Origin of the sequence: Leeuwenhoekiella sp. CH_XMU1409-2 (assembly GCF_037029365.1) — a bacterium.
Classification (GTDB): Bacteria; Bacteroidota; Bacteroidia; order Flavobacteriales; family Flavobacteriaceae; genus Leeuwenhoekiella; species Leeuwenhoekiella blandensis.
The window spans coordinates 175,206-193,151 of the sequence record NZ_JAYMEI010000004.1 but is presented as its reverse complement, the minus strand read 5'-3'; the positions used below and the strand labels follow the sequence as shown (position 1 = coordinate 193,151).

Annotated in this window: 32 protein-coding genes; all 32 read left to right on the top strand. The window is 37.3% G+C overall.

Features of this window, described 5'->3' with window-relative positions:
• The first annotated feature begins 11 nt into the window (after positions 1 to 11).
• The 32 genes from rpsJ to eno all read left to right on the top strand — a co-directional run bounded on the left by rpsJ (position 12) and on the right by eno (position 17,503).
• Positions 12 to 317: a 30S ribosomal protein S10 gene (gene rpsJ / locus WA338_RS06100; RefSeq protein WP_009779180.1), complete on the top strand. Its 306-nt coding sequence runs from the start codon at positions 12 to 14 to the stop codon at positions 315 to 317.
• Positions 318 to 473: 156 nt separating this feature from the next.
• Positions 474 to 1,085 (top strand): 50S ribosomal protein L3, encoded by a 612-nt coding sequence (gene rplC, locus WA338_RS06095; RefSeq protein WP_009779181.1) that lies wholly within the window; start codon positions 474 to 476, stop codon positions 1,083 to 1,085.
• Positions 1,085 to 1,714, top strand: coding sequence for a 50S ribosomal protein L4 (gene rplD, locus WA338_RS06090; RefSeq protein ID WP_009779182.1), 630 nt, complete (start codon positions 1,085 to 1,087; stop codon positions 1,712 to 1,714). Before rplC ends, rplD begins: the two co-directional genes overlap by 1 nt.
• 4 nt (positions 1,715 to 1,718) lie before the next feature.
• Positions 1,719 to 2,009 carry a 50S ribosomal protein L23 gene (rplW, locus tag WA338_RS06085; protein WP_009779183.1) on the top strand — a complete coding sequence of 97 codons (291 nt, stop codon included), beginning with the start codon at positions 1,719 to 1,721 and terminating at the stop codon, positions 2,007 to 2,009.
• 9 nt (positions 2,010 to 2,018) lie between these two features.
• Entirely contained in the window at positions 2,019 to 2,843 is an 825-nt protein-coding gene (gene rplB / locus WA338_RS06080) for a 50S ribosomal protein L2 (RefSeq protein WP_009779184.1), read from the top strand.
• A 6-nt stretch (positions 2,844 to 2,849) separates the two neighbouring features.
• A complete protein-coding gene (gene rpsS / locus WA338_RS06075; protein ID WP_009779185.1) occupies positions 2,850 to 3,128 on the top strand; it encodes a 30S ribosomal protein S19 in 279 nt (92 codons plus the stop codon).
• Between the two features lie 8 nt (positions 3,129 to 3,136).
• The gene (gene rplV, locus WA338_RS06070; RefSeq protein WP_009779186.1) at positions 3,137 to 3,547 is read left to right on the top strand and encodes a 50S ribosomal protein L22; all 411 of its coding nucleotides are present in this window, start codon (positions 3,137 to 3,139) and stop codon (positions 3,545 to 3,547) included.
• Between the two features lie 3 nt (positions 3,548 to 3,550).
• Entirely contained in the window at positions 3,551 to 4,267 is a 717-nt protein-coding gene (gene rpsC, locus WA338_RS06065; protein WP_009779187.1) for a 30S ribosomal protein S3, read from the top strand.
• A gap of 19 nt (positions 4,268 to 4,286) precedes the next feature.
• Complete coding sequence (rplP, locus tag WA338_RS06060; protein WP_009779188.1) at positions 4,287 to 4,709, top strand: 50S ribosomal protein L16; 423 nt, start codon at positions 4,287 to 4,289, stop codon at positions 4,707 to 4,709.
• Between the two features lie 11 nt (positions 4,710 to 4,720).
• A complete protein-coding gene (rpmC, locus tag WA338_RS06055) occupies positions 4,721 to 4,912 on the top strand; it encodes a 50S ribosomal protein L29 (protein WP_009779189.1) in 192 nt (63 codons plus the stop codon).
• A gap of 11 nt (positions 4,913 to 4,923) precedes the next feature.
• A complete protein-coding gene (gene rpsQ / locus WA338_RS06050) occupies positions 4,924 to 5,181 on the top strand; it encodes a 30S ribosomal protein S17 (protein WP_040533212.1) in 258 nt (85 codons plus the stop codon).
• A gap of 2 nt (positions 5,182 to 5,183) precedes the next feature.
• Positions 5,184 to 5,552 (top strand): 50S ribosomal protein L14, encoded by a 369-nt coding sequence (gene rplN / locus WA338_RS06045; RefSeq protein WP_009779191.1) that lies wholly within the window; start codon positions 5,184 to 5,186, stop codon positions 5,550 to 5,552.
• 12 nt (positions 5,553 to 5,564) lie between these two features.
• Positions 5,565 to 5,876: a 50S ribosomal protein L24 gene (gene rplX / locus WA338_RS06040; RefSeq protein WP_009779192.1), complete on the top strand. Its 312-nt coding sequence runs from the start codon at positions 5,565 to 5,567 to the stop codon at positions 5,874 to 5,876.
• A 2-nt stretch (positions 5,877 to 5,878) separates the two neighbouring features.
• Positions 5,879 to 6,430, top strand: coding sequence for a 50S ribosomal protein L5 (rplE, locus tag WA338_RS06035; protein WP_009779193.1), 552 nt, complete (start codon positions 5,879 to 5,881; stop codon positions 6,428 to 6,430).
• A gap of 2 nt (positions 6,431 to 6,432) precedes the next feature.
• Positions 6,433 to 6,702, top strand: coding sequence for a 30S ribosomal protein S14 (gene rpsN / locus WA338_RS06030; RefSeq protein WP_009779194.1), 270 nt, complete (start codon positions 6,433 to 6,435; stop codon positions 6,700 to 6,702).
• 74 nt (positions 6,703 to 6,776) lie between these two features.
• Entirely contained in the window at positions 6,777 to 7,175 is a 399-nt protein-coding gene (rpsH, locus tag WA338_RS06025; RefSeq protein WP_272984615.1) for a 30S ribosomal protein S8, read from the top strand.
• A gap of 21 nt (positions 7,176 to 7,196) precedes the next feature.
• Complete coding sequence (gene rplF, locus WA338_RS06020; RefSeq protein WP_272984616.1) at positions 7,197 to 7,739, top strand: 50S ribosomal protein L6; 543 nt, start codon at positions 7,197 to 7,199, stop codon at positions 7,737 to 7,739.
• An 11-nt stretch (positions 7,740 to 7,750) separates the two neighbouring features.
• A complete protein-coding gene (rplR, locus tag WA338_RS06015; RefSeq protein WP_009779197.1) occupies positions 7,751 to 8,104 on the top strand; it encodes a 50S ribosomal protein L18 in 354 nt (117 codons plus the stop codon).
• A gap of 6 nt (positions 8,105 to 8,110) precedes the next feature.
• On the top strand, positions 8,111 to 8,635 hold the full coding sequence (gene rpsE / locus WA338_RS06010) for a 30S ribosomal protein S5 (RefSeq protein WP_009779198.1): 525 nt from the start codon (positions 8,111 to 8,113) through the stop codon (positions 8,633 to 8,635).
• A gap of 10 nt (positions 8,636 to 8,645) precedes the next feature.
• On the top strand, positions 8,646 to 8,825 hold the full coding sequence (gene rpmD, locus WA338_RS06005; RefSeq protein ID WP_009779199.1) for a 50S ribosomal protein L30: 180 nt from the start codon (positions 8,646 to 8,648) through the stop codon (positions 8,823 to 8,825).
• Between the two features lie 12 nt (positions 8,826 to 8,837).
• Entirely contained in the window at positions 8,838 to 9,290 is a 453-nt protein-coding gene (rplO, locus tag WA338_RS06000) for a 50S ribosomal protein L15 (RefSeq protein ID WP_009779200.1), read from the top strand.
• A gap of 11 nt (positions 9,291 to 9,301) precedes the next feature.
• Complete coding sequence (gene secY, locus WA338_RS05995; RefSeq protein WP_009779201.1) at positions 9,302 to 10,639, top strand: preprotein translocase subunit SecY; 1,338 nt, start codon at positions 9,302 to 9,304, stop codon at positions 10,637 to 10,639.
• Positions 10,639 to 10,854: a translation initiation factor IF-1 gene (gene infA / locus WA338_RS05990; protein WP_009779202.1), complete on the top strand. Its 216-nt coding sequence runs from the start codon at positions 10,639 to 10,641 to the stop codon at positions 10,852 to 10,854. Before secY ends, infA begins: the two co-directional genes overlap by 1 nt.
• Positions 10,855 to 10,858: 4 nt before the next feature.
• Positions 10,859 to 10,975 (top strand): type B 50S ribosomal protein L36, encoded by a 117-nt coding sequence (gene ykgO, locus WA338_RS05985; RefSeq protein WP_009779203.1) that lies wholly within the window; start codon positions 10,859 to 10,861, stop codon positions 10,973 to 10,975.
• 5 nt (positions 10,976 to 10,980) lie between these two features.
• Positions 10,981 to 11,355, top strand: coding sequence for a 30S ribosomal protein S13 (rpsM, locus tag WA338_RS05980; RefSeq protein WP_009779204.1), 375 nt, complete (start codon positions 10,981 to 10,983; stop codon positions 11,353 to 11,355).
• 9 nt (positions 11,356 to 11,364) lie between these two features.
• Positions 11,365 to 11,787 carry a 30S ribosomal protein S11 gene (gene rpsK, locus WA338_RS05975; protein ID WP_009779205.1) on the top strand — a complete coding sequence of 141 codons (423 nt, stop codon included), beginning with the start codon at positions 11,365 to 11,367 and terminating at the stop codon, positions 11,785 to 11,787.
• 86 nt (positions 11,788 to 11,873) lie between these two features.
• On the top strand, positions 11,874 to 12,479 hold the full coding sequence (rpsD, locus tag WA338_RS05970; RefSeq protein ID WP_009779206.1) for a 30S ribosomal protein S4: 606 nt from the start codon (positions 11,874 to 11,876) through the stop codon (positions 12,477 to 12,479).
• 27 nt (positions 12,480 to 12,506) lie between these two features.
• On the top strand, positions 12,507 to 13,499 hold the full coding sequence (locus WA338_RS05965; protein WP_040532569.1) for a DNA-directed RNA polymerase subunit alpha: 993 nt from the start codon (positions 12,507 to 12,509) through the stop codon (positions 13,497 to 13,499).
• Positions 13,500 to 13,561: 62 nt separating this feature from the next.
• Positions 13,562 to 14,038, top strand: coding sequence for a 50S ribosomal protein L17 (gene rplQ / locus WA338_RS05960; protein ID WP_040532571.1), 477 nt, complete (start codon positions 13,562 to 13,564; stop codon positions 14,036 to 14,038).
• 90 nt (positions 14,039 to 14,128) lie between these two features.
• The gene (locus WA338_RS05955) at positions 14,129 to 14,830 is read left to right on the top strand and encodes a hypothetical protein (RefSeq protein WP_154648901.1); all 702 of its coding nucleotides are present in this window, start codon (positions 14,129 to 14,131) and stop codon (positions 14,828 to 14,830) included.
• A gap of 64 nt (positions 14,831 to 14,894) precedes the next feature.
• Positions 14,895 to 16,007: a glutamine-hydrolyzing carbamoyl-phosphate synthase small subunit gene (gene carA / locus WA338_RS05950; RefSeq protein WP_009779210.1), complete on the top strand. Its 1,113-nt coding sequence runs from the start codon at positions 14,895 to 14,897 to the stop codon at positions 16,005 to 16,007.
• Between the two features lie 206 nt (positions 16,008 to 16,213).
• Positions 16,214 to 17,503: a phosphopyruvate hydratase gene (eno, locus tag WA338_RS05945; protein WP_009779211.1), complete on the top strand. Its 1,290-nt coding sequence runs from the start codon at positions 16,214 to 16,216 to the stop codon at positions 17,501 to 17,503.
• The last annotated feature ends 443 nt before the right edge of the window (positions 17,504 to 17,946 follow it).

The following is a 17,946-nucleotide window of genomic DNA, read 5'->3' as shown; positions in this document are numbered from 1 at the left end:
TTTACTAGGAAATGAGTCAGAAAATCAGAATAAAACTTAAATCTTACGATCATAACTTAGTAGATAAGTCTGCTGAGAAAATCGTAAAAACGGTAAAAAGTACCGGTGCTGTAGTTACGGGACCAATCCCACTTCCTACGCACAAAAAAATCTTTACTGTATTGCGTTCTCCACACGTAAACAAGAAATCACGTGAGCAGTTTGAGCTTAGCTCTTACAAACGTTTACTTGATATATACAGTTCATCTTCAAAAACGATCGATGCGTTGATGAAGCTTGAATTGCCAAGTGGTGTAGAGGTAGAGATCAAGGTATAAGTAACCTTCCGCATCGCGGAATAACATGTCCTGAGCTGCGGGCGAGGGAAAAACGGATAAAAATACATTCAGGGTCGAAGGTATTTTGACCCTGTTTTATTTTCGACAAGAGTCGATAAAGAAGAATTAAATAAGTAATAATCAATAATAATTAATATGTCTGGGTTAATTGGAAAAAAAGTAGGTATGACCAGCATCTTTGATGAGAATGGGAAGAATATTCCTTGTACCGTTATCGAAGCAGGTCCCTGCGTTGTTACCCAAGTCAGAACCGAAGAGGTTGACGGGTATAGTGCTCTTCAATTAGGTTTCGATGACGCAAAGACTGCAAATAAAGCTGCTCAAGGCCACGCCAAGAAAGCAGGTACAGTTGCAAAGCGTAAAGTTGTCGAGTTCCAAGATTTTGAAGGTGAGTACAAATTAGGTGATGCAGTAACTGTTGAGGTCTTTAAAGAAGGTCAGTTTGTAGATGTAGCTGGTACTTCAAAAGGTAAAGGTTTTCAAGGTGTTGTTAAGCGTCATGGTTTTGGTGGTGTAGGACAGTCTACCCACGGTCAGCATAACCGATTAAGAGCTCCAGGTTCTATCGGTGCGGCATCTTATCCTTCACGTGTATTCAAAGGAATGCGCATGGCAGGACAAATGGGAAATGAGCGAGTAAAAGTTCAAAATTTAAGAGTGTTAAAAGTAGTTGCTGAAAAGAATCTACTTGTGGTTAAGGGTTGTGTTCCTGGTCACAAAAACTCTTATGTAATTATTGAAAGATAATGAAAGTAGCAGTAGTTGATATTAAAGGAAAAGAAACAGGTAGAGAGGCAAACCTTTCTGATTCTGTTTTCGCTATAGAGCCTAATGATCACGCTATTTACTTAGATGTGAAGCAGCACCTTGCTAATAAAAGACAAGGTACTCACAAATCTAAAGAGCGTGCAGAAATTGCCGGAAGTACACGTAAGATCAAAAAACAAAAAGGTACTGGTACAGCGCGCGCTGGTAGTATCAAGTCTGGTGTATTTAAAGGTGGAGGTAGAATGTTTGGACCAAGACCACGTAATTATTCATTTAAATTGAATAAAGGTCTTAAGCGTTTAGCAAGACGTTCTGCGCTTACTCTTAAAGCAAATGACAAAGCAATAACAGTAGTTGAGGATTTTAATTTCGAAACTCCAAAAACTAAGAATTTTGTTGATGTTGTAACTGCTTTAGGCTTAGATAATAAAAAGTCTTTGTTTGTGTTGGGCGCGTCAAATAATAATGTATATTTGTCGTCACGCAATTTAAAGACCTCTGAGGTTATAACGAGTTCAGAATTAAGCACTTACAAAATTATGAATGCAAATAATGTAGTGTTTTTAGAAGGATCTCTAGAAGAAATTGAGCAAACTTTAAGTAAGTAACAGCATGAGTATTTTAATAAAACCCGTGATTACCGAAAAAGCTACAATGGATAGTGAGCTAAATAGCCGCTATACATTTGAAGTAAATCCCGGTTCGAATAAGATCGAAATTAAAAACGCTGTAGAGGCGACTTATGGTGTTTCGGTAATTAAAGTTAGAACAATGAACGTTCGCCCAGATCGTAGTACCAAGTTTACAAAATCTGGTATGATCACTGGTAAAACAAAAGGCTTTAAGAAAGCTATTGTACAGGTGGCGGAAGGTGATGTGATTGATTTTTATAGTAACATTTAAGACTAAAAAATGTCAGTAAGAAAATTAAAACCGATCACTCCAGGACAGCGATTTAGAGTAGTTAATGGGTTTGACGCCATTACTACTGATAAGCCGGAAAAAAGCCTATTGGCTCCGATTAAAAAGTCTGGAGGGAGAAACAGTCAAGGTAAGATGACCATGCGCTACAAAGGTGGTGGTCATAAGAAACGCTATCGCGTTATTGATTTTAAAAGAAATAAAGAGGGTGTTCCTGCAACTGTAGCGAGCATCGAGTATGATCCAAATCGTACTGCATTTATCGCTCTTTTGAATTATCAAGATGGTGAGAAGCGTTACATTATTGCACCTAATGGGTTGCAGGTAGGTCAGAACGTTGTGTCTGGCTCTGGTTCTGCTCCTGAAATTGGGAATGCATTGATGTTATCAGATATTCCGTTAGGAACTATTATTTCTTGTATCGAATTACGTCCTGGGCAAGGTGCTATTATGGCGCGTAGTGCAGGTGCGTTTGCGCAATTAATGGCTCGTGATGGGAAGTTTGCAACAGTGAAGTTGCCTTCAGGTGAAACAAGATTAATTCTTGCTAACTGTATGGCTACTATTGGTGCGGTATCTAACAGTGATCATCAGCTTATCGTTTCTGGTAAGGCTGGTAGAAAACGCTGGTTAGGTAGACGTCCTCGTACAAGACCAGTGGTTATGAACCCTGTTGATCACCCAATGGGTGGTGGTGAAGGTCGTGCTTCTGGAGGTCACCCACGTAATAGAAACGGTGTTCCTGCTAAAGGTTATAGAACCCGTACTAAGACGAAAGCGAGTAATAAGTATATTGTAGAACGTAGAAAGAAATAATAAGATATGGCACGTTCATTAAAAAAAGGACCTTACGTTCACTATAAGTTAGAGCAAAAAGTTGCTGCTAATGTAGAATCTAACAAAAAGACAGTAATCAAAACTTGGTCAAGAGCCTCTATGATTACTCCTGATTTTGTTGGTCAAACAATAGCTGTTCATAACGGTCGCCAATTTGTTCCAGTTTATGTAACTGAGAACATGGTAGGTCATAAATTAGGAGAATTTTCACCTACACGATCTTTTAGAGGTCATGTTGGGTCAAAAAATAAAGGTAAAAAATAATTGAAGCTATGGGAGTTCGTAAAAAGGAAAGAGCAGAGCAGATAAAAGAGGCTAAGAAAAGTTTAGCCTTTGCAAAACTGAACAACTGCCCTACTTCGCCTCGTAAGATGCGCTTAGTTGCAGATCTTGTACGTGGTCAAAAAGTAGAGAAGGCGCTTCAAATATTGAAATTTAGTAATAAGGAAGCTTCTCGTCGTGTAGAAAAGTTAGTTCTTTCTGCCATTTCAAACTGGCAAGAGAAAAACGAAGATGCAAGTATCGAGGATGCAGACTTGTTTATTAAAGAAATTCGTGTTGATGGTGGGAGTATGTTAAAAAGACTTCGCCCTGCACCTCAAGGTCGCGCACATAGAATAAGAAAACGCAGCAATCACGTTACAGTTGTGCTTGGTGCTAAAGATAACACACAAAGCAAGTAATAAATGGGACAGAAGACAAATCCAATCGGGAATCGCCTAGGTATTATCAGAGGATGGGAATCTAACTGGTACGGTGGTAACGACTACGGTGATAAACTTGCCGAAGACGATAAGATTAGAAAGTACATTCACGCTCGTTTATCAAAAGCTAGTGTGTCTAGAGTAATTATTGAGCGTACGCTTAAGCTTGTAACCGTTACTATCACTACCGCTCGTCCTGGTATCATTATCGGGAAAGGTGGTCAAGAGGTAGACAAGTTGAAAGAGGAACTTAAACAAATTACTAACAAGGAAGTTCAGATCAATATTTTTGAGATCAAACGTCCAGAACTTGACGCATATTTAGTTGCTTCCTCAGTAGCTCGTCAAATTGAAAATCGTATCTCTTACCGTCGTGCCACAAAAATGGCAATCGCGGCTGCAATGCGTATGAACGCAGAGGGTATTAAGATTCAGATTTCAGGTCGTTTGAACGGTGCAGAAATGGCACGTTCAGAATCTTATAAAGAAGGTCGTATTCCTTTATCAACATTCAGAGCTGATATTGATTATGCTTTGGTAGAAGCTCATACTACTTACGGTAGATTGGGTATCAAAGTTTGGATCATGAAAGGTGAGGTTTACGGTAAAAGAGAATTATCTCCTTTAGTAGGTCTTGCTAAGAAGCAAGGAAAGGGCGGTCGTGGATCTGGTTCGCCAAAATCACGTCGTAGAAAGTAATTTTTTAAAGTAAAACAAGATGTTACAGCCTAAAAAGACAAAATTCCGTAAGCAACAGAAGGGTCGTATGAAGGGTAATGCCGGTAGAGGGCATCAACTATCAAACGGAACTTTTGGTATCAAATCTCTTGATGCAAATTTCCTTACGGCTAGACAAATAGAAGCTGCACGTATTGCTGCCACACGTTTTATGAAACGTGAGGGTTCATTATGGATTAGAATTTTTCCAGATAAGCCTATTACAAAGAAACCTCTTGAGGTACGTATGGGTAAAGGTAAAGGTGCTGTTGAATACTGGGCAGCTGTCGTTAAACCTGGCAGAATGCTCTTTGAAATTGGAGGTGTGTCTGAACCAGTAGCGCGTGAAGCGTTGCGTTTGGCGGCTCAGAAGCTTCCTGTGAGAACAAAATATGTAGTAGCTAGGGATTATCAAGCTGACTAAATTCTAGAAAAATGAAACAATCAGAAGTAAAAGAACTATCTGTAGCAGAATTACAGGAAGAGTTAGTAAAAGCAAAAAGAGCTTATTCTGACTTAAAAATGGCTCACGCTATTTCTCCTTTGGAAAATCCCATTCAGCTTAGAGGTCTAAGAAGATCTGTAGCGCGTATTGCTACTGAGCTTACAAAAAGAGAATTACAATAATGCTGCTTAAGATGGAAAAAAGAAATTTAAGAAAAGAACGTATAGGTGTCGTTACGAGTAATAAAATGCAGAAGTCTATTGTGGTTTCTGAGGTTAAGAAAGTAAAACACCCTATGTATGGTAAATTCGTTTTGAAAACGAAGAAATACGTAGCGCACGACGAGCAAAATGACTGCAATATTGGAGATACTGTAAAGATCATGGAAACACGACCTTTAAGTAAATCAAAAAGTTGGAGACTTGTAGAAATCATTGAAAGAGCTAAGTAATTATGTTACAACAAGAATCAAGATTAAGAGTAGCTGACAACACTGGAGCAAAAGAAGTTTTGACTATTCGTGTGTTGGGCGGTACAAAAAGAAGATATGCTTCTGTAGGTGATAAAATTGTTGTTTCTGTAAAAGATGCAACTCCTAACGGTCAAGTAAAAAAAGGAGCCGTTTCAACTGCAGTTGTAGTGCGTACACGTAAAGAAGTACGTCGTCCTGATGGATCTTATATCCGTTTTGATGATAATGCTTGTGTACTTTTAAATGCTCAAGGAGAAATGCGCGGTACTCGTGTATTTGGCCCTGTAGCGAGAGAACTTCGTGAAAAGCAATTCATGAAGATTGTATCATTAGCGCCAGAGGTGCTTTAATACAGTAAAAAGATGACAAAGCTTAAAATAAAAGTTGGAGATAATGTTAAGGTAATTGCCGGTGATCATAAAGGTCAAGAAGGTAAAGTACAACGCGTTATTAAAGATAAGAACAAAGCAATCGTTGAGGGGATTAACCTAGTGTCTAAACACGAGAAGCCTAGTGCTTCAAATCCTCAAGGAGGTATTGCAAAGAAAGAGGCGCCTATTCACATTTCAAATCTTTCATTAGTAGATGCTAACGGAGATACTACTCGCGTTGGATACAGAGTGGAAGGAGATAAGAAAGTGCGTTTTTCTAAAAAATCAAATGAAGTAATTTAGTTATGGCTTACATTTCAAGACTAAAGACAGAATATAAAGAGCGTGTAATATCTGCTCTTACTGAAGAATTTGGGTATAAGAATGTTATGCAAGTACCTAAATTAAGAAAGATCGTTATCTCAAGAGGTATCGGTGCAGCTGTTGCAGATAAGAAACTAATTGATTATTCTGTAGAAGAATTGACAACAATTTCTGGTCAGCGAGCTGTAGCTACTGTTTCTAAAAAGGACGTTGCGGCGTTTAAACTTAGAAAAGGTATGCCTATTGGAGCAAAAGTTACTTTACGTGGAGAGCGTATGTATGAATTTTTAGATCGTTTGATCACTTCTGCATTACCTCGAGTAAGAGACTTTAACGGTATTAATGCTACTGGATTTGATGGTCGTGGTAACTACAACCTAGGGATTACCGAGCAAATCATTTTTCCTGAAATTGATATTGATAAAGTGCGTAAAATTGAAGGTATGAATATTACCTTTGAAACTTCTGCAGAAACAGATAAAGAAGCAAAAGCATTATTAACTCAATTGGGGCTACCCTTTAAAAAGAAGTAATTATGGCAAAAGAATCAATGAAAGCTCGTGAGAGAAAACGCGAGAAACTTGCAGCCAAATATGCTGAAAAAAGAAAAGCCTTAAAAGAGGCTGGAGATTATGAGGCATTACAAAAGCTGCCTAAAAATGCATCTCCTGTACGTCAACATAACCGTTGTAAATTAACGGGACGTCCTAAAGGATATATGAGAACCTTTGGTATTTCACGTGTAACTTTCCGTGAGATGGCAAACCAAGGTCTTATACCAGGTGTTAAAAAAGCTAGCTGGTAAATTAAGAATAAACTGGTTTTAGGTTCGTTATTAGATAGTCTAATAAGGAAAACCAAGACCGCAATTTAATACAAATGTATACAGATACTATTGCAGACTTTCTAACTAGGATTAGAAACGCAGCGGCAGCAAACCACAGAGTTGTGGAAATTCCTGCTTCAAACTTAAAAAAGGAGATAACCAAGATCTTATTTGATCAAGGTTATATTTTAAGTTACAAATTTGAGAACAAAACTGCTCAAGGTAGCATTAAGATTGCTTTGAAGTACGATAAAGACACTAAGGAGTCTATTATCAAAGACATTCAGAGAATAAGTAAGCCAGGTTTACGTAAATATTCATCTTCTAAAGATGTGCCACGTATTCTTAATGGTTTAGGTATCTCTATTGTTTCTACTTCAAAAGGAGTAATGACAGGGAAGCAGGCTCAAAGCGAGAATGTTGGAGGCGAAGTACTTTGCTACGTATATTAATCAGTTAAAAGGAACAGAGCAATGTCAAGAATAGGAAAAAATCCAATTACAATACCTTCTGGAGTTACTGTCGATGTAGCAGATGGTATTATTACGGTAAAAGGAAAGTTAGGAGAGCTAAAGCAAGAGTATTCTAACATAGATATTAAAGTAGAAGAAGGTGTTGTTACACTTGAGCGCCCTTCTGAAAAAGCAGAGTTTAAAGCTAAGCACGGTCTTTATCGTGCGCTTATTGCCAATATGATCGGTGGTGTTTCTGAAGGATATACTAAATCTTTAGAATTAGTAGGTGTTGGTTATAGAGCAAGCAATCAAGGCCAGAAATTAGATATGGCACTTGGTTTTTCACATAACATCGTTATGGATATAGCTCCTGAAGTTAAGGTTGAGACAGTTACTGAAAAAGGTAAAAATCCAATCGTAAAATTAACTTCACATGACAAACAATTAGTTGGTCAAGTTGCTGCTAAAATTAGAAGTTTCCGTAAGCCTGAGCCGTATAAAGGAAAAGGTATCAAGTTTGTGGGTGAACAAATTAGAAGAAAAGCAGGTAAATCTGCATAATATATAGAGTTATGGCATTTTCAAAGTATACCAGAAGAAATAAAATACGTCGTAGAATTCGCAAGTCACTTGAGGGTACTACAGAGCGTCCAAGACTATCTGTATATAGAAGTAATAAAGAGATTTACGCGCAGATAATAGATGATACTACCGGTAAAACATTAGGTGCTGCATCTTCAAGAGACAAAGGTTTCTCTGCAGAAGGTAGCAAAGCTGAAGTAGCTAAGAAGGTAGGATTAGCAATCGCTGAAAAGGCTAAAGAAGCCGGTATTGAAGCGGTAGCTTTTGATAGAGGTGGGTATTTATACCACGGAAGAGTAAAACAATTAGCAGAAGGAGCCCGAGAAGGCGGATTAAAATTCTAAGAAGTTATGTATCAAAATTATAAAAACGTCGAGTTAGTAAAACCAAGCGGACTTGATCTTAAAGATCGCTTAGTTGGTGTTCAACGTGTTACTAAGGTAACAAAGGGTGGTAGAGCTTTTGGTTTTTCTGCTATTGTTGTTGTAGGAGATGAGAATGGTGTTGTAGGTCAAGGTCTTGGTAAGTCAAAAGATGTTGCTAGTGCAATTGCAAAAGCAGTAGAAGACGCTAAGAAAAACTTAGTACGTATTCCATTAACTAAGAGTACAATTCCTCACGAGCAAAAAGGTAAATATGGTGGTGCACGTGTACTGCTTATGCCAGCCGCTCCTGGTACGGGTGTTATTGCCGGTGGGGCAATACGTTCAGTATTAGAATCTGTAGGTATTCACGATGTACTTTCAAAAAATCAAGGATCTTCTAACCCTCATAACGTTGTAAAAGCTACCTTTGACGCGCTTTTACAATTAAGAAGTGCAGAAACCGTAGCAAAACAGCGCGGAATTTCTCTTGAGAAACTTTTTAAAGGATAATTTTAAGACAATGGCAAAGATTAAAGTAACTAAGGTAAAGAGCGCGATCAATCGTACTCAAAACCAAAAGAGAACATTAGAGGCGTTAGGTCTTAAGAAAATGGGCCAAGTTGTAGAGCATGAAAATACTCCTAACATCTTGGGGATGATTAATAAAGTAAGTCATTTAGTTTCTGTAGAAGAAGCTTAAACATAATTAACAATGGGTTTAAACAATCTAAAACCGGCAGCTGGCTCGGTAAAAAAGAACGATAGCAGGCGAGGTCGTGGTGAAGCCACAGGAAATGGTGGAACTGCAGGCCGTGGGCACAAAGGTGCGAAGTCAAGATCAGGATACTCTAAAAAAGTAGGATTTGAAGGTGGACAAATGCCGCTTCAAAGACGTGTTCCTAAATTCGGTTTTACAAATATTAACCGTAAGGAATTCACTGGAGTTAATCTTGATACCCTACAAGAATATGTTGACGCTGGTAGAATCAAAGATGAAGTTACCATCGATGTTTTAGTAGAAAACAGATTGGCCGGTAAAAATGATCTAGTGAAGATTTTAGGTCGCGGTGAATTAAAAGCTAAATTGAAGATTACAGTTCATAAATTTACAGCCTCAGCACAGAAAGCTATTGAAGCAGCAGGCGGAGAAGCAGTAACTTTATAACACAAATCAGCATGAAGGCTATAGAAACGATAAAAAATATCTGGAAGATCGAAGAGTTAAAGAATCGCATTCTTTTAACCCTAGGTCTGCTTTTAGTATACCGATTTGGTGCTCAAATCGTACTTCCGGGTATTGATGCATCTCAATTAGCTAACCTTGCTGCACAGACAGATGGTGGGCTACTTGGTTTGTTGAACGCATTTACAGGAGGGGCATTTTCTAATGCCTCTGTATTTGCTCTTGGTATCATGCCCTATATTTCTGCATCTATTGTAGTGCAGCTTATGGGTATTGCGGTGCCTTATTTACAAAAACTGCAAAAGGAAGGTGAAAGTGGACGTCGTAAAATTAACCAGATCACAAGATGGTTAACTATTGCGATTACCTTAATTCAAGGACCTGGTTATATTACAAACCTTTTCAACTTGCTTCCGCCGGAAGCTTTTGTAATGGGAAGTAATGTAACGTTTATCATTTCTTCTGTTATTATCTTAACTACAGGTTGTATTTTTGCAATGTGGTTGGGTGAGAAGATTACCGATAAAGGTATAGGTAATGGTATTTCACTTTTAATTATGGTGGGTATCATCGCGAGATTACCACAATCCTTTTTACAGGAATGGGTTTCAAGAGTATCTGAATCAAATGGTGGACTAATTATGATTCTTATTGAATTAGTAATTTGGTTTGTTATCATTTTATTATCAGTACTTCTTGTGATGGCAGTACGTCAAATACCTGTGCAATATGCAAGAAGAACTGCTAGCGGTAGTTATGAGCGTAACGTAATGGGTAGTAGACAGTATATACCGCTTAAGCTTAATGCTTCTGGGGTAATGCCTATCATTTTTGCTCAGGCAATTATGTTTATTCCTGGAGCAGTAATTGGTTTGTCTGATTCGCCTTTAGCAGAGTCTATCGCGTCTCAGTTTACAAATATTTTTGGTTTTTGGTATAATTTGGTATTTGGTCTGTTGATTATAATTTTTACATATTTCTATACAGCCATAACCGTTCCTACCAATAAGATGGCCGATGATCTTAAGAGAAGCGGAGGCTTTATTGCCGGTATTAGACCAGGCAGTGAGACTTCAGAATATTTAGATCGTATCATGTCGCAAATCACGCTTCCGGGTTCTATATTTTTAGCGCTTATAGCAATATTTCCTGCTGTCGCAGTAAGTGTACTTGGAATGCAACAAGGATGGGCTTTGTTCTATGGTGGAACATCATTGCTTATTCTAGTGGGTGTAGCTATCGATACTATGCAACAGGTTAATTCATACTTGTTGAATAGACATTATGATGGCTTGATGAAAACAGGTAAGAATAGAAAAGCAGTAGCATAATGGCAAAACAACAAGCAATAGAGCAAGACGGTTCAATTATTGAAGCATTGTCTAACGCAATGTTTCGCGTTGAGCTAGAAAACGGTCACATCGTAACAGCGCATATCTCAGGTAAGATGCGCATGCATTATATAAAATTACTACCTGGGGACAAAGTAAAACTTGAAATGAGCCCTTACGATTTAACAAAGGCTCGTATAACTTATAGATACTAGTAAGATGAAAGTAAGAGCATCAGTAAAGAAAAGAAGTGCAGACTGCAAGATTGTACGTCGCAAAGGAAGATTATACGTAATTAACAAAAAGAACCCTAAGTTCAAACAAAGACAAGGTTAAGGATTATGGCTAGAATTGCAGGGGTAGATATCCCAAAACAAAAGAGAGGTGTAATCGCTTTGACTTACATCTTTGGAATCGGAAAGAGCAGAGCTCAGAAAATATTAGCTCAAGCTGACGTAGATGAGAATTTAAAAGTAAACGAATGGGATGATGATCAAATTGGTCGTATTCGTGAGGCTGTAGGTTCTTACAAGATAGAAGGTGAACTTAGAAGTGAAGTTTCTATGAGTATCAAGCGTCTTATGGATATTGGTTGCTACAGAGGAATCAGACACCGTTCTGGTTTGCCACTTAGAGGTCAACGTACAAAGAACAACTCTAGAACTAGAAAAGGTAAGCGTAAAACGGTTGCTAACAAGAAAAAAGCAACTAAATAATAATTAACAATGGCAAAGCAAAACACTAAAGGTGGAGGAAAAAGCGGTAAGGCTGCAAAAACCACTAAAAAGCGTAAAGTAATTGTTGAGTCTGTAGGAGAAGCGCATATTGCAGCGTCTTTCAACAACATTTTAATTTCTTTGACAAATAAGAAAGGTGATGTTGTTTCTTGGTCTTCTGCCGGTAAAATGGGCTTTAGAGGTTCTAAGAAAAATACTCCTTACGCTGCTCAATTAGCTGCAGAAGATGCAAGCAAAGTTGCACACGAAGCAGGATTGCGTAAAGTAAAGGTGTATGTGAAGGGACCAGGTAATGGTCGTGAATCTGCAATCAGATCTATCCACAATAGCGGTATCGAAGTAACTGAAATTATCGATGTTACTCCATTACCTCACAATGGATGTCGTCCTCCTAAAAGAAGAAGAGTTTAATCAATTTTTTATATCAATCGGGGAGTAACGATTTTGCGAAGGACTAGACCTTAATTCCTTAATCACCCCACTAATTATTTTTTAAAATGGCAAGATATACCGGTCCTAAGACTAAAATCGCTCGTAAGTTTGGAGAAGCGATTTTTGGAGATGACAAATCTTTCGAAAAGAGAAATTATCCTCCAGGTCAGCATGGTAACAACAGACGTCGTGGTAAGAAGTCTGAGTATGCGATCCAGCTTCAAGAGAAGCAAAAAGCAAAATATACTTACGGGATATTAGAAAATCAATTCCGTAATATGTTTGAAAAAGCAACAAGCGCAACGGGAATTACCGGGGTTGTGTTATTACAACTTTGTGAGTCACGTTTGGATAATGTTGTATTCAGAATGGGTATTGCTCCTTCAAGAAGAGCTGCTCGTCAATTAGTTTCACACAGACATATCACTGTTAATGGTGAGCTTGTAAACATTCCTTCTTATCAATTAAAGGCTGGAGATGTTGTTGCTGTACGTGAAAAATCAAAATCATTAAGTGCAATTCAGGATTCTTTAGCAAATGCTAGCCACGTATATGAGTGGATTTCTTGGAATAATGATTCAAAACAAGGTACTTTCGTTTCTGTTCCTGAACGTATTCAGATTCCAGAAAACATCAACGAACAGTTCATTGTCGAATTGTACTCTAAATAATAAATAACAACTCTTAGAAAACATAATATGGCATTACTAAATTTCCAGAAGCCCGATAAGGTCATAATGATTGACTCTACTGACTTTGAAGGTAAGTTTGAATTCAGACCTTTAGAGCCAGGTTACGGTTTAACTGTGGGTAACGCGTTACGTAGAGTATTGCTTTCGTCTTTAGAAGGTTTTGCTATTACTTCTGTACGTGTTGAAGGAGTAGATCATGAGTTTTCAACTATAGCAGGAGTTGTAGAAGACTTTACAGAAATCATTCTTAATCTTAAACAAGTACGTTTTAAAAGACAGATTGATGAGATTGATAATGAAACTGTAACTATTTCGGTTTCTGATAAAGAGCAGTTAACTGCCGGAGATTTCCAGAAATTTATTTCTGGTTTTCAAATTCTTAATCCAGATTTGGTAATCGCCAATATGGAGAAAAGTGTTAATATCAATATGGAAATCACGGTAGAAAAAGGTCGTGGTTATGTTCCTGCTGAAGAGAATAAGAAACAAAACGCACCTGTAGGTACGATCTTTACAGATTCAATCTATACTCCAATCAAAAATGTGAAGTATAGCATTGAGAACTATCGTGTAGAGCAGAAGACTGACTATGAAAAGTTGGTTTTTGAGATCATTACAGATGGTTCTATTCATCCTAAAGATGCTTTAACTGAAGCTGCAAAAACTTTGATTCATCACTTTATGTTGTTTTCTGATGAGCGTATCACCCTTGAGGCTGATGAGATTGCTCAGACTGAAACTTACGATGAAGAGTCATTGCATATGCGTCAATTGCTTAAGACAAAATTGGTAGATATGGATCTTTCTGTACGTGCCTTGAACTGTCTTAAAGCTGCTGAAGTTGAAACTTTAGGAGACTTAGTTTCTTATAACAAGAACGATTTGATGAAATTCCGTAATTTTGGTAAAAAATCACTTACAGAGCTTGAAGAGCTTGTAAATGTAAAAGGACTGAATTTTGGAATGGATCTTTCAAAATACAAATTAGATAAAGATTAGTAACGCTCCATATTTTGCTCCTCAAAAAGGGTAGAGCAAGATGGTAGCTTAAATTAAATGTCATGAGACACGGAAAAAAGAATAATCATTTAGGACGTCAGACCGCTCATAGAAAGTCTATGTTAGCAAACATGGCTTGTTCATTAATTGAGCACAAACGTATCAATACAACTGTTGCAAAAGCAAAAGCTTTAAAGCAGTTTGTTGAGCCGCTAGTAACAAAGTCTAAAGAAGATACTACTCACAATCGTCGTATTGTGATGAGTAAATTGCGCCAAAAAGATGCGGTTGCAGAACTTTTTAGAGATGTGGCTGTAAAAGTTGGTGATCGTCCAGGTGGTTATACAAGAATCATCAAATTAGGAAATCGTCTTGGAGATAATGCAGATATGGCGATGATCGAATTAGTTGATTACAACGAACTATATAACCTTGGTAAAACCAAGAAAAAATCTACTCGTAGAGCAGGTAAGAAAGCATCCACTGCAAAAACTGAAGCTCCTGTTAAAGAAACAAAAGCTAATGACGAGGAAGAGTAAAAACATACCAATGTTTTAATTTTTTAAAAAAGGATAAGCCTTATGGCTTATCCTTTTTTTTGTATTTATAAACCTTTAATACTTTTTACTATGCTTAAACCATTCATCAGTCTAGCAGTTTGTATACTTACAATTGCTACAACTTATTCTCAAGATCAAGAACGCCTGGTTAATAATCCAGATCAACTATTATCAGTTTCTAATGGAGTGCGTAATTCTTATGGTTCTATACAAAGTATTCCGCCGGTAGCTCGTGTTGAAGGTACTCCGTATCTATTTGATGACTGGATTCATAGTGCACGTGTGTATGCAACTAATGGGCAACTGTATATGTTAGATAATATCAATCTAAACTTAAATACACAGGCTTTTGTAACCAAAATCGGTCAAGATTCCTTATTTACTTTTCAATTTAATCAGATCGATTATTTTGAAGTTTTAGGTAGAAAATATGAAAGTAAGTTCACTAAGACTGGGAGACAGATTTATGAAGTTATTGCAGATTATGGCGATGACAGACTACTTAGAGCTTATACCGTAAAATTGGTTCCTAGTTCACCGGATCCTATGAAAAACAGACCTGTAGATAAATACATCAGAAGAGAGAATTTTTACTATGAGCATGATGATAAAATTACCTTAATGCCATTGCGTAAAGGGCGTGTGCTTAAATCTTTTGATTTAGAAAAGCCTAAGGAGAAAGAGTTGGTAAAATATGTAAAGCAAAACGACCTTTCTTATGGTGACGAGAAAGACATTATAAAAATGATGGACTATGTAAATAGTCTTTAAAAATTAAATGCAGAAGTTCTGTTTAGTATTATAAACCTTTAAATTAATTTTGAAAAAAAACTAAATGAAATATCAAACCAATAGAAAAGCACTTTTGTTGCTTGCAGACGGTACAATTTTTTATGGCAAATCTGTAGGGAATAAAGAAGGGACTGCTTTTGGAGAAGTTTGTTTTAATACCGGTATGACAGGGTATCAAGAAATTTTTACAGATCCTTCATATTACGGTCAATTAATGGTTACTACTAATGCACACATTGGTAATTATGGTGGTAATAATGAAGAAACAGAGTCTGATACCGTAAAGATTTCAGGGCTTATTTGTAAGAATTTTAGTTATAACTATTCACGTATTCGTGTAGATGAATCACTTGAGTCATTTTTAGATCGCAATAATCTTTTTGTGATTTCTGATGTTGATACGAGAGCTTTGGTTTCCTATATTCGAGACAATGGCGCTATGAACGCTGTAATCTCTACAGAGGTGGATGATGTGGAAGGCCTTAAGAAAAAACTGGCTGATGTTCCTAATATGCACGGCTTAGAGTTAGCTTCTAAAGTAAGTACCAAAGAGCCTTACTATTTTGGAGACGAAAATGCATCTTATAAAGTTGCAGCGGTAGATTTAGGTATCAAGAAAAATATATTGCGCAATATGGCTAAGCGTAATATGTATATCAAGGTTTTTCCATATAATACACCTTACGAGGAGATGAAGGCTTGGAATCCTGATGGTTTTTTCCTCTCCAATGGTCCAGGGGATCCAGAGCCTTTAAAAGAGGTTATTGAAACTGCAAAAAACATACTTGCAGATGATATGCCACTATTTGGAATTTGCTTAGGACACCAGATTATTGCTTTGGCAAACGGTATTAGCACATTTAAAATGCACCACGGTCATCGCGGTATTAATCATCCGGTATTGAATCACGGTACGGGTAAAGGAGAGATCACTTCTCAAAATCATGGTTTTGCTGTGAATTACGATGAGGCTTCAAGCAATCCAGATGTAGAGGTGACGCATAAGCACCTTAATGATCAAACGGTGATGGGACTACGTATGAAGAACAAAAATTGTTTTTCGGTTCAATACCATCCTGAAGCTGGTCCTGGTCCTAACGATGCAACTTATCTCTTTGATGAGTTTTTAGAACGAATGAATAAAGTTTCAGTATAAATTAAATCCCGGCATTGCCGGGATTTTTTGTTTAAAAGAAGGAGCTTTTAGACTATTGATTAACATATTTCTACAGAATGAAATCAATGCGTACAAAGTTTTAAATAATCTTTAAAATTCGTCAAAAGCTCGCTGTTTCTCCGCTCAATAATGCAGTATTGCGTATATTGCGCTAACTATATTAACTAATCAATATTTAAAGAACAATGAGTATAATAATCAATATCCACGCACGTCAAATTCTTGATTCTCGTGGGAATCCCACAGTAGAGGTAGATGTTTTAACCGAAAACGGTGTGCTTGGTAGAGCTGCAGTTCCTTCAGGAGCTTCAACTGGTGAGCACGAGGCGGTTGAACTGCGTGATGGTGGTTCAGATTATATGGGCAAAGGAGTTTTGAAAGCTGTTGAGAATGTTAATGCAGTAATTGCTCAGGAGCTTTTAGGTGTTTCTGTTTTTGAACAAAACCTGATCGATCAAACGATGATTGATTTAGACGGAACTCCTAATAAATCAAAGCTTGGTGCAAACGCAATTTTAGGTGTTTCTCTTGCAGTTGCAAAAGCAGCAGCAAACGAACTTAACATGCCGTTGTATCGTTACGTAGGTGGAGTAAGCGCAAATACACTTCCGGTACCTATGATGAATATTATTAATGGAGGTTCGCATAGTGATGCGCCTATTGCTTTTCAAGAGTTTATGATCATGCCGGTAAAGGCTGAAGATTTTACTCATGCTATGAAAATGGGAACTGAAATCTTCCATAATCTTAAAAAGGTATTGCACGATCGTGGATTGAGCACTGCGGTAGGTGATGAAGGAGGTTTTGCACCAACGCTAGAGGGAACTGAAGATGCAATCGAAAGTATTCAGAAAGCTGTTGAGAATGCAGGGTATAAATTTGGTGACGAAGTAATGATCGCCTTAGACTGTGCTTCTGCTGAATTCTATGTAGACGGTAAATATGATTACACCAAGTTTGAAGGTGATAAAGGAGTAGTAAGAACAAGCGAAGAGCAAGCACAATATCTTGCAGAACTTGCTTCTAAATATCCTATTATTTCTATCGAAGATGGAATGGATGAAAACGACTGGGACGGTTGGAAGTCTTTAACTGAAAAGATTGGAGATAAGGTTCAGCTAGTAGGGGATGATTTATTTGTAACAAATGTAGAGCGTCTTTCAAGAGGTATCGAAAACGGTATTGCAAATTCAATCTTGATTAAAGTAAATCAAATAGGAACTTTAACCGAAACAATCGCAGCGGTTAATATGGCGCATAACGCAGGTTATACTTCGGTAATGTCTCACAGATCTGGAGAAACTGAAGATAATACAATTGCAGACCTTGCAGTTGCGTTAAATACAGGACAGATCAAAACAGGTTCTGCTTCACGAAGTGATCGTATGGCAAAATACAACCAGTTATTACGCATTGAAGAAGAGTTAGGGACTGTAGCGTATTTCCCAAAAGAAAAAGCGTTTAAAGTAAGCTAATCTTTAAATGCTTAACTTATTAAAAGAGGCGCTTTGATAAAGCGCCTCTTTTTTTATACTCAGGGTCTATTTTGATCGCATTATTTTTTCAGTAAAAAATGCTAACTGATTCAAAATGATCATTGTATGAAAATGTAGCAATCCGAATATCTCGCTTTATACAAGTACTTGATGACTTAAATGGTTTGTTTTAACGATTAAGTACTTATTTTTTCGATACAATTCAATTTTAGTAAGAAAAAAACTATTAATTTTCCACCGCAAATAAATTGGACTTAATGTTCAAAATTTAGATTATTTCACCTAACATATCTAGGTAACTAGATCAGAAAATTTGAAGTTGGGTGAAAGAGCGATTCTGAAATAAGTATGTTTCGCTCTTTTTTACCAAACTTAAGATATCTAAGTTTTGAAGTTGGGTGAGGGGTAGTATACTTTTAAAG

Excerpts from the sequence above, each read along its gene's own strand:
- rpsC (WP_009779187.1), top strand. The coding sequence starts at position 3,551 with ATGGGACAGAAGACAAATCCAATCGGGAATCGCCTAGGTATTATCAGA.
- WA338_RS05955 (WP_154648901.1), top strand. The coding sequence starts at position 14,129 with ATGCTTAAACCATTCATCAGTCTAGCAGTTTGTATACTTACAATTGCT.
- rpsQ (WP_040533212.1), top strand. The coding sequence starts at position 4,924 with ATGGAAAAAAGAAATTTAAGAAAAGAACGTATAGGTGTCGTTACGAGT.
- rplR (WP_009779197.1), top strand. The coding sequence starts at position 7,751 with ATGGCATTTTCAAAGTATACCAGAAGAAATAAAATACGTCGTAGAATT.
- secY (WP_009779201.1), top strand. The coding sequence starts at position 9,302 with ATGAAGGCTATAGAAACGATAAAAAATATCTGGAAGATCGAAGAGTTA.
- rpsH (WP_272984615.1), top strand. The coding sequence starts at position 6,777 with ATGTATACAGATACTATTGCAGACTTTCTAACTAGGATTAGAAACGCA.
- rplN (WP_009779191.1), top strand. The coding sequence starts at position 5,184 with ATGTTACAACAAGAATCAAGATTAAGAGTAGCTGACAACACTGGAGCA.
- infA (WP_009779202.1), top strand. The coding sequence starts at position 10,639 with ATGGCAAAACAACAAGCAATAGAGCAAGACGGTTCAATTATTGAAGCA.
- rplE (WP_009779193.1), top strand. The coding sequence starts at position 5,879 with ATGGCTTACATTTCAAGACTAAAGACAGAATATAAAGAGCGTGTAATA.
- rpsM (WP_009779204.1), top strand. The coding sequence starts at position 10,981 with ATGGCTAGAATTGCAGGGGTAGATATCCCAAAACAAAAGAGAGGTGTA.
- rplQ (WP_040532571.1), top strand. The coding sequence starts at position 13,562 with ATGAGACACGGAAAAAAGAATAATCATTTAGGACGTCAGACCGCTCAT.
- rpsD (WP_009779206.1), top strand. The coding sequence starts at position 11,874 with ATGGCAAGATATACCGGTCCTAAGACTAAAATCGCTCGTAAGTTTGGA.
- WA338_RS05965 (WP_040532569.1), top strand. The coding sequence starts at position 12,507 with ATGGCATTACTAAATTTCCAGAAGCCCGATAAGGTCATAATGATTGAC.
- rpmD (WP_009779199.1), top strand. The coding sequence starts at position 8,646 with ATGGCAAAGATTAAAGTAACTAAGGTAAAGAGCGCGATCAATCGTACT.
- rplP (WP_009779188.1), top strand. The coding sequence starts at position 4,287 with ATGTTACAGCCTAAAAAGACAAAATTCCGTAAGCAACAGAAGGGTCGT.
- rpsN (WP_009779194.1), top strand. The coding sequence starts at position 6,433 with ATGGCAAAAGAATCAATGAAAGCTCGTGAGAGAAAACGCGAGAAACTT.
- rplB (WP_009779184.1), top strand. The coding sequence starts at position 2,019 with ATGTCAGTAAGAAAATTAAAACCGATCACTCCAGGACAGCGATTTAGA.
- carA (WP_009779210.1), top strand. The coding sequence starts at position 14,895 with ATGAAATATCAAACCAATAGAAAAGCACTTTTGTTGCTTGCAGACGGT.
- rplF (WP_272984616.1), top strand. The coding sequence starts at position 7,197 with ATGTCAAGAATAGGAAAAAATCCAATTACAATACCTTCTGGAGTTACT.
- rplW (WP_009779183.1), top strand. The coding sequence starts at position 1,719 with ATGAGTATTTTAATAAAACCCGTGATTACCGAAAAAGCTACAATGGAT.
- rpsE (WP_009779198.1), top strand. The coding sequence starts at position 8,111 with ATGTATCAAAATTATAAAAACGTCGAGTTAGTAAAACCAAGCGGACTT.
- eno (WP_009779211.1), top strand. The coding sequence starts at position 16,214 with ATGAGTATAATAATCAATATCCACGCACGTCAAATTCTTGATTCTCGT.
- rplO (WP_009779200.1), top strand. The coding sequence starts at position 8,838 with ATGGGTTTAAACAATCTAAAACCGGCAGCTGGCTCGGTAAAAAAGAAC.
- rplC (WP_009779181.1), top strand. The coding sequence starts at position 474 with ATGTCTGGGTTAATTGGAAAAAAAGTAGGTATGACCAGCATCTTTGAT.
- rpsJ (WP_009779180.1), top strand. The coding sequence starts at position 12 with ATGAGTCAGAAAATCAGAATAAAACTTAAATCTTACGATCATAACTTA.
- rplD (WP_009779182.1), top strand. The coding sequence starts at position 1,085 with ATGAAAGTAGCAGTAGTTGATATTAAAGGAAAAGAAACAGGTAGAGAG.
- rpsK (WP_009779205.1), top strand. The coding sequence starts at position 11,365 with ATGGCAAAGCAAAACACTAAAGGTGGAGGAAAAAGCGGTAAGGCTGCA.
- rpmC (WP_009779189.1), top strand. The coding sequence starts at position 4,721 with ATGAAACAATCAGAAGTAAAAGAACTATCTGTAGCAGAATTACAGGAA.
- rpsS (WP_009779185.1), top strand. The coding sequence starts at position 2,850 with ATGGCACGTTCATTAAAAAAAGGACCTTACGTTCACTATAAGTTAGAG.
- ykgO (WP_009779203.1), top strand. The coding sequence starts at position 10,859 with ATGAAAGTAAGAGCATCAGTAAAGAAAAGAAGTGCAGACTGCAAGATT.
- rplX (WP_009779192.1), top strand. The coding sequence starts at position 5,565 with ATGACAAAGCTTAAAATAAAAGTTGGAGATAATGTTAAGGTAATTGCC.
- rplV (WP_009779186.1), top strand. The coding sequence starts at position 3,137 with ATGGGAGTTCGTAAAAAGGAAAGAGCAGAGCAGATAAAAGAGGCTAAG.